The 4,795-nt window shown below is 43.9% G+C and carries 5 protein-coding genes and 1 pseudogene; 3 read left to right on the top strand and 3 right to left on the bottom strand.

Annotation, left to right across the window (positions count from 1 at the left end; genetic code table 11):
- Positions 1 to 144: pseudogene (locus ACO4PX_RS08695) on the top strand (glycosyl transferase); the annotation flags it as partial.
- Positions 145 to 286: 142 nt separating this feature from the next.
- Positions 287 to 1,012, top strand: coding sequence for an SDR family NAD(P)-dependent oxidoreductase (locus ACO4PX_RS08690; protein ID WP_314636123.1), 726 nt, complete (start codon positions 287 to 289; stop codon positions 1,010 to 1,012).
- Here the strand turns inward: ACO4PX_RS08690 and ACO4PX_RS08685 are convergent.
- The 3 genes from ACO4PX_RS08685 to ACO4PX_RS08675 form a co-directional block, all read right to left on the bottom strand.
- The gene (locus tag ACO4PX_RS08685) at positions 1,009 to 1,536 is read right to left on the bottom strand and encodes a GNAT family N-acetyltransferase (protein ID WP_485572301.1); all 528 of its coding nucleotides are present in this window, start codon (positions 1,534 to 1,536) and stop codon (positions 1,009 to 1,011) included. The two genes, ACO4PX_RS08690 and ACO4PX_RS08685, sit on opposite strands and share 4 nt — an antisense overlap.
- Positions 1,537 to 1,695: 159 nt before the next feature.
- Positions 1,696 to 2,946: a dicarboxylate/amino acid:cation symporter gene (locus ACO4PX_RS08680; RefSeq protein WP_485572300.1), complete on the bottom strand. Its 1,251-nt coding sequence runs from the start codon at positions 2,944 to 2,946 to the stop codon at positions 1,696 to 1,698.
- 16 nt (positions 2,947 to 2,962) lie between these two features.
- A complete protein-coding gene (locus tag ACO4PX_RS08675) occupies positions 2,963 to 3,652 on the bottom strand; it encodes a gamma-glutamyl-gamma-aminobutyrate hydrolase family protein (protein ID WP_183681687.1) in 690 nt (229 codons plus the stop codon).
- Positions 3,653 to 3,854: 202 nt separating this feature from the next.
- Here ACO4PX_RS08675 and ACO4PX_RS08670 point away from each other — a divergent pair, with 202 nt between their 5' ends.
- The gene (locus ACO4PX_RS08670) at positions 3,855 to 4,607 is read left to right on the top strand and encodes a gamma-glutamyl-gamma-aminobutyrate hydrolase family protein (protein WP_485572299.1); all 753 of its coding nucleotides are present in this window, start codon (positions 3,855 to 3,857) and stop codon (positions 4,605 to 4,607) included.
- Positions 4,608 to 4,795: the final 188 nt, after the last annotated feature.

The following is a 4,795-nucleotide window of genomic DNA, read 5'->3' as shown; positions in this document are numbered from 1 at the left end:
GAGCTTCGGGAGAAACATTTTCCCCTATGGTGGAGAATGCGTTCCGGCTTCCTTGGGCAGGGGGTAAACCTTCCCGGAAAAATTGGAAATAAACTCACTATTTTGGCGTATAAGCTGACACAGAAGTTCTACGGCTTTAACTAATAATGTATTTGTGCGCTGAAGAGCTTTACCTTTTATCAGGAAAGCACTGAACTGCCATTAGGAAATAGATTTTATTAAACGAGATGTCCCCTATGGCATCTCGTTTTTCTACAAGCAGTTTGTTTTAATGGAGAAAGATGCTATGAACATTGCTATTATTACCGGTGCATCCCGAGGAATCGGTAAAGCCGCAGCCAAGCGTTTTGCAAGAGAAGGTTACAGCCTCTTATTAAATTGCGAAAAAAACTGGACGCTTTTGGAAGAATTGAAAAAGGAAATTCAGTCAGACTTGCCGGAAAACTGTCCGGAAATTTTTCTTTGTAAAGATTTGGGCACAAAAGAAGGCCTTTCCCGTATTCTTGAAGGAAAAAGCCTATCTAAGCTGATTCTTATCGCCAACAGCGGTAAAGACGCTATCAAATTATTGCAAGACTACAGTGAGGAAGAAACAAAGGCTCTTTTGGAAACAAATCTCCTACACCCCTTCACCCTTTGCCAAAACCTCCTGCCCTATCTTTTAAAAGCGAAGGAAGGAAGAATTCTTTTCAGTTCTTCCGTTTGGGGAAACGTAGGAGCGTCCATGGAAAGTCTTTATTCCCTCACCAAGGGCGGTATCTCCACCTTTGCGAAAGCTCTGGGAAAAGAGCTCGCCCCTTCTCACATCTCCGTTAATGCCGTAGCTTTCGGCGCTGTTGACACGGATATGAATTCCTGGCTTAGCGCTGAAGAAAAGCAAAGCTTAGAAGAGGAAATTCCCTACGGCAGAATGGCTACCGTAGAAGAAGCCGCAGACTTTCTCTACCTTCTCTCCCAAGCCCCCCTCTACCTTACAGCCCAAGTGATACCCTTTGACGGGGCATGGATCTAAAAGCGCCGCCGCATCTGATACCATTCCGCATCACCATGGACGGAAGCAGACTTTCCTTCTAAGTCAAAGCCACAGCGACTGTAGAAGGGTATTTTTTCTTTTTTACAGGTAAGCACTGCCCCTTTTCTTCCCTCTTTCTTAGCCTCTTCCAAAAAGGCCTGCATCATCCTGGTGGCGATGCCTCTTTTTTGAAACTCAGGGTGGGTATTGACCCCAAAAATCATCTGCCAGTCTCCGTCTTCATCATGGAGACTTACATTTTCATACATTTCATCGAACAAATCTTTTTGATTACTGACAAAGCCATTGATAAAGGAAATCAGTTCTCCCTGATAAAAAAGAAGAAGAAAATGACTGCCGTAGGCTTTCAGGCGTTCTTGAAATTGCTCCTTCGTAGCCGCCTCCGCCCGGGGAAAACATTCCGCTTCCAGCCCGGCTACCGCATCCAAATCCGAAGGCTCCGCCTTTCGGAGGCAAAGCGCTTCTTCCTCTAAGCCAATTTCGTTTCCAAAAGCACAGTCCATTTCTTATTCCTTACCTTCTCTTATTGTTCAAAGAATTCTTCCGTTCCATTTTCGATCTTCCCTTTATAAAGACCGAATACCATTTTTCTCTATTTCTTAACTTTCTTTGCTAAAGCGTTTTTCTCTATGCCTTAGCTTTCTTTGCTAAAGCGTTTTTCTCTATGCCTTAGCTTTCTTTTCTAAAGCGTTCTTCATCCAATCCTTTCCGTCCACAAAACGGGAAACGATAAAGGAAACCACATAGTCTCCAGCAGAGTTAATCATGGTTGCCGGTGGATCCACCAGATTGCCGATAGCTACCAGAATAGGGAAGGCCACCTCCATTTGATTAGGGAAGAAAATGCTGGCAATAATATACTCTCCGATATATCCGCCTCCGGGCACACCGCTCATTCCCACAGAAGAAAATACCGCAACCAGTACAATCACCGGAAGCTGGGCAAAGCTCACAGGAGTTCCCAAAGCTCCCATTACAAAGCAAATCTTTAGTACACAGGAGAAGCAGGAACCATCCATGTGCATGGTCGCTCCCAACGGAAGCACAATATCGGACACATCCTTGGAAATTCCGCTTTCCTCCGCCACCTCCATATTGGTAGGAATGGTAGCCACTGAAGAACAGGTTCCCAAAGCCACAATCGCCGGCTTTAAAATATGGGACATCATCATTTTCACTCCATCCATTCCTGCGCCGATATAAGCCATCAAAGGGAATGCCGTGAAAATATAAATAAAGCAAACCGGATAATATAAAACCAATGCTCTTGCATAGCTCTCCGTAATCTGAGGGCCATAGCTTGCAACCAAATCTGCAAATATCGCAAAGAAGGCAATGGGCGCATAATAGGTTACGATTTGCACAAACTTCATCATGACCGCTGTCAGGCTATCCAAAAACTCCGCTACCTTCTTACCGGACTCTCCTGCTAAATTCACGGAAAAACCAAAAAGTACGGAAAAAACGATTAAAGGAAGCATGGCTCTTCTGGAGAGAAGTCCCACAAAATCCTCCACGGTAAAGAAGTTCAGCACCATTTCCGTAAGGCTGGCGTGCTCTCCCACCTCCTCTGCACTAAGAGTCTTCCAAGGCTGTAAAACCGGCGGAAAAATCTGGCAAAGCAAGAAAAATACAATGGCGGCAAAGGCTCCGGTAATCACAAAGCTGAGCACCGTAACCCCCATAATTTTTCCGGCTCTCTTCCGGCTCTTCATATTGGCAACCGCCCCTGCAATAGAGGCAAATACCATAGGCACCACCACGCAGAACATCATGCGGATAAACAGGTCTCCCAAAAATTTAATGCCGTGGGCAAAATCCGGTGCCGCATAGCCTGTTATAGAGCCCAATACCATGGCCGCAATCAAAATCAATAAAAAACGATAGTTTCCTGCAATAGATTTGCTTTTCATCTCCTGTACCTCATCTTTAGTTTGTTAAAAATCGGAAAATCCCCGGAAAGCTTTGGTCTATCTCCGGATGGAACTGAATCCCCAGCATTTTCTCTCCGTATTCAATGCCCTCAATTCCGCCATCCTCCGCAAAAGCCACAGCTCGAATATCCTCTGCCGGCTTAGTAATCCGATAACGGTGCATACTGGCCCCTTGAATTCTATCCCCGGGAAAATGCTTTCTTAGAGCGGAATCCTCTATAATCCGAATCTCCTGCTTCACCAAATGCTCTTCTCCCCGGTTGGGATTGCATTTCCAATGCCCCTCCACCGGTTCCACAAAGAAATACCGTTCCTTCTTCATTTCCTCATAGACTTCCAAAATACTCTTACCGGGACGATTCCTCTGCTCTTCCTTGGCAATAAAATAACTGTGTATAGCCTGCATGCCAAGACAAACGCCCAAGAGCTTTTTTCCGGTTTTCAAGGCATGAGCAATAACTTGAAAATGATAGGGAAAAATCCGTTTTCCTCCACAAAGTAAAAAAGCATCGCAAAGAGCTAAAGCCTCTTCCTTTACTGTACCGTCCACACCGATAATTCCGATAGGAATACCTCCTGCTTCTTCCACTCTTTTGGTATAAAGCTCATGAAAAATAGCATTGTCTTCATAGGGGTTTTCCGTCTCCCGAAGTCGAGAGGGGGGAACTATTCCGATAATCTTCATTCTCTACTCCTTTTCCAAACAGCTTCATCATACACTATTTTCTGATAAGAAAAAAGAAAAGCGCTTCCTTAAATTGTCTTTTTTATGTCTTTTTTCTGCATTTTTCTGTGAAATTATCTTATCTTTTCCAAAAATCCAATTTCCCATAAAATACATTTATGGCATAATAGCATAGCGATAAAATAGTATGAAAGGATGCATTATGAAAAAAACAGTAATCGGTATTTCCACCAGTGTGCTTGTGGATCAGGGGGGCGGATTCCCCGGCTATGAAAGAATTTATGTGAATAAGGACTATGTTTCTGCCGTTATCGCTGCGGGAGCAGTGCCTCTTATGATCCCCATGGAGGATTCCGAGGAGAATTTACGGGAAAGCTTAGAGCTTGTAGACGGTATTATCTTCTCAGGAGGTCAGGATATTGCTCCTTACCGTTACGGAGAAGAGCCCCACGTAAAGCTTCAGGAAATCTGTCCGGAAAGAGATGAATTTGACTTTTTACTCTATCGTCTGGCGAAAGAGAAAAAGCTTCCCATTTTGGGAATCTGTCGCGGATATCAGTTAATGAATGTGGCAGAGGGAGGAAATTTGTATCAAGATCTTTCCCTAAAGACTACGGAAAGCTTTAAGCATTCTCAGGGACATGGCCCTTCTATTCCGACACACAGTATGAAAATAGAAGCAGGCAGCAGACTGGCTGAAATCTTAGGAAAAGAAGAGCTTCGAGTAAACAGCTTTCACCATCAAGCTATTAAGGATGTTCCTGAAAGTCTAAAAGTTTCCGGTAAAGCCTTGGATGATGTAATTGAAGCCATTGAATTAAAGGACTACCCCTTCGGCATCGGAGTCCAGTTCCATCCGGAAATGTTACAGGCAAAGTACAAAGATATTCAAAAAATTTTCCTGGCCCTTGTGGAAGCCGGTAAGGAATATCACAATTTGAATGGAAAAGCTTAGTCTTTATCTGTCAAATCATAGGAAAAGTCGACCCGGATCGTTTCGGGTTCTCTGGAAAATTAAAGGAGTTTCAATGAGTAAATCGCAAAAGTTGGGCTTTTGGTCTATCGTATTATTAACGATTAATTCCATTATCGGAACCGGAATCTTTTTATCTCCCGGTTCTGTCGTAAAACAGGTAGGCTCTT

It is taken from the genome of Oribacterium sp. (assembly GCF_057249185.1).
The sequence above is the reverse complement of the archived record's forward strand: the minus strand, read 5'-3'. Positions and strand labels throughout refer to the sequence as shown.

Bases quoted from the DNA above. Each gene is read 5' to 3' on its own strand.
- ACO4PX_RS08670 (WP_485572299.1), top strand. From the start codon at position 3,855: ATGAAAAAAACAGTAATCGGTATTTCCACCAGTGTGCTTGTGGATCAG.
- ACO4PX_RS08685 (WP_485572301.1), bottom strand. From the start codon at position 1,536: ATGGACTGTGCTTTTGGAAACGAAATTGGCTTAGAGGAAGAAGCGCTT.
- ACO4PX_RS08680 (WP_485572300.1), bottom strand. From the start codon at position 2,946: ATGAAAAGCAAATCTATTGCAGGAAACTATCGTTTTTTATTGATTTTG.
- ACO4PX_RS08675 (WP_183681687.1), bottom strand. From the start codon at position 3,652: ATGAAGATTATCGGAATAGTTCCCCCCTCTCGACTTCGGGAGACGGAA.
- ACO4PX_RS08690 (WP_314636123.1), top strand. From the start codon at position 287: ATGAACATTGCTATTATTACCGGTGCATCCCGAGGAATCGGTAAAGCC.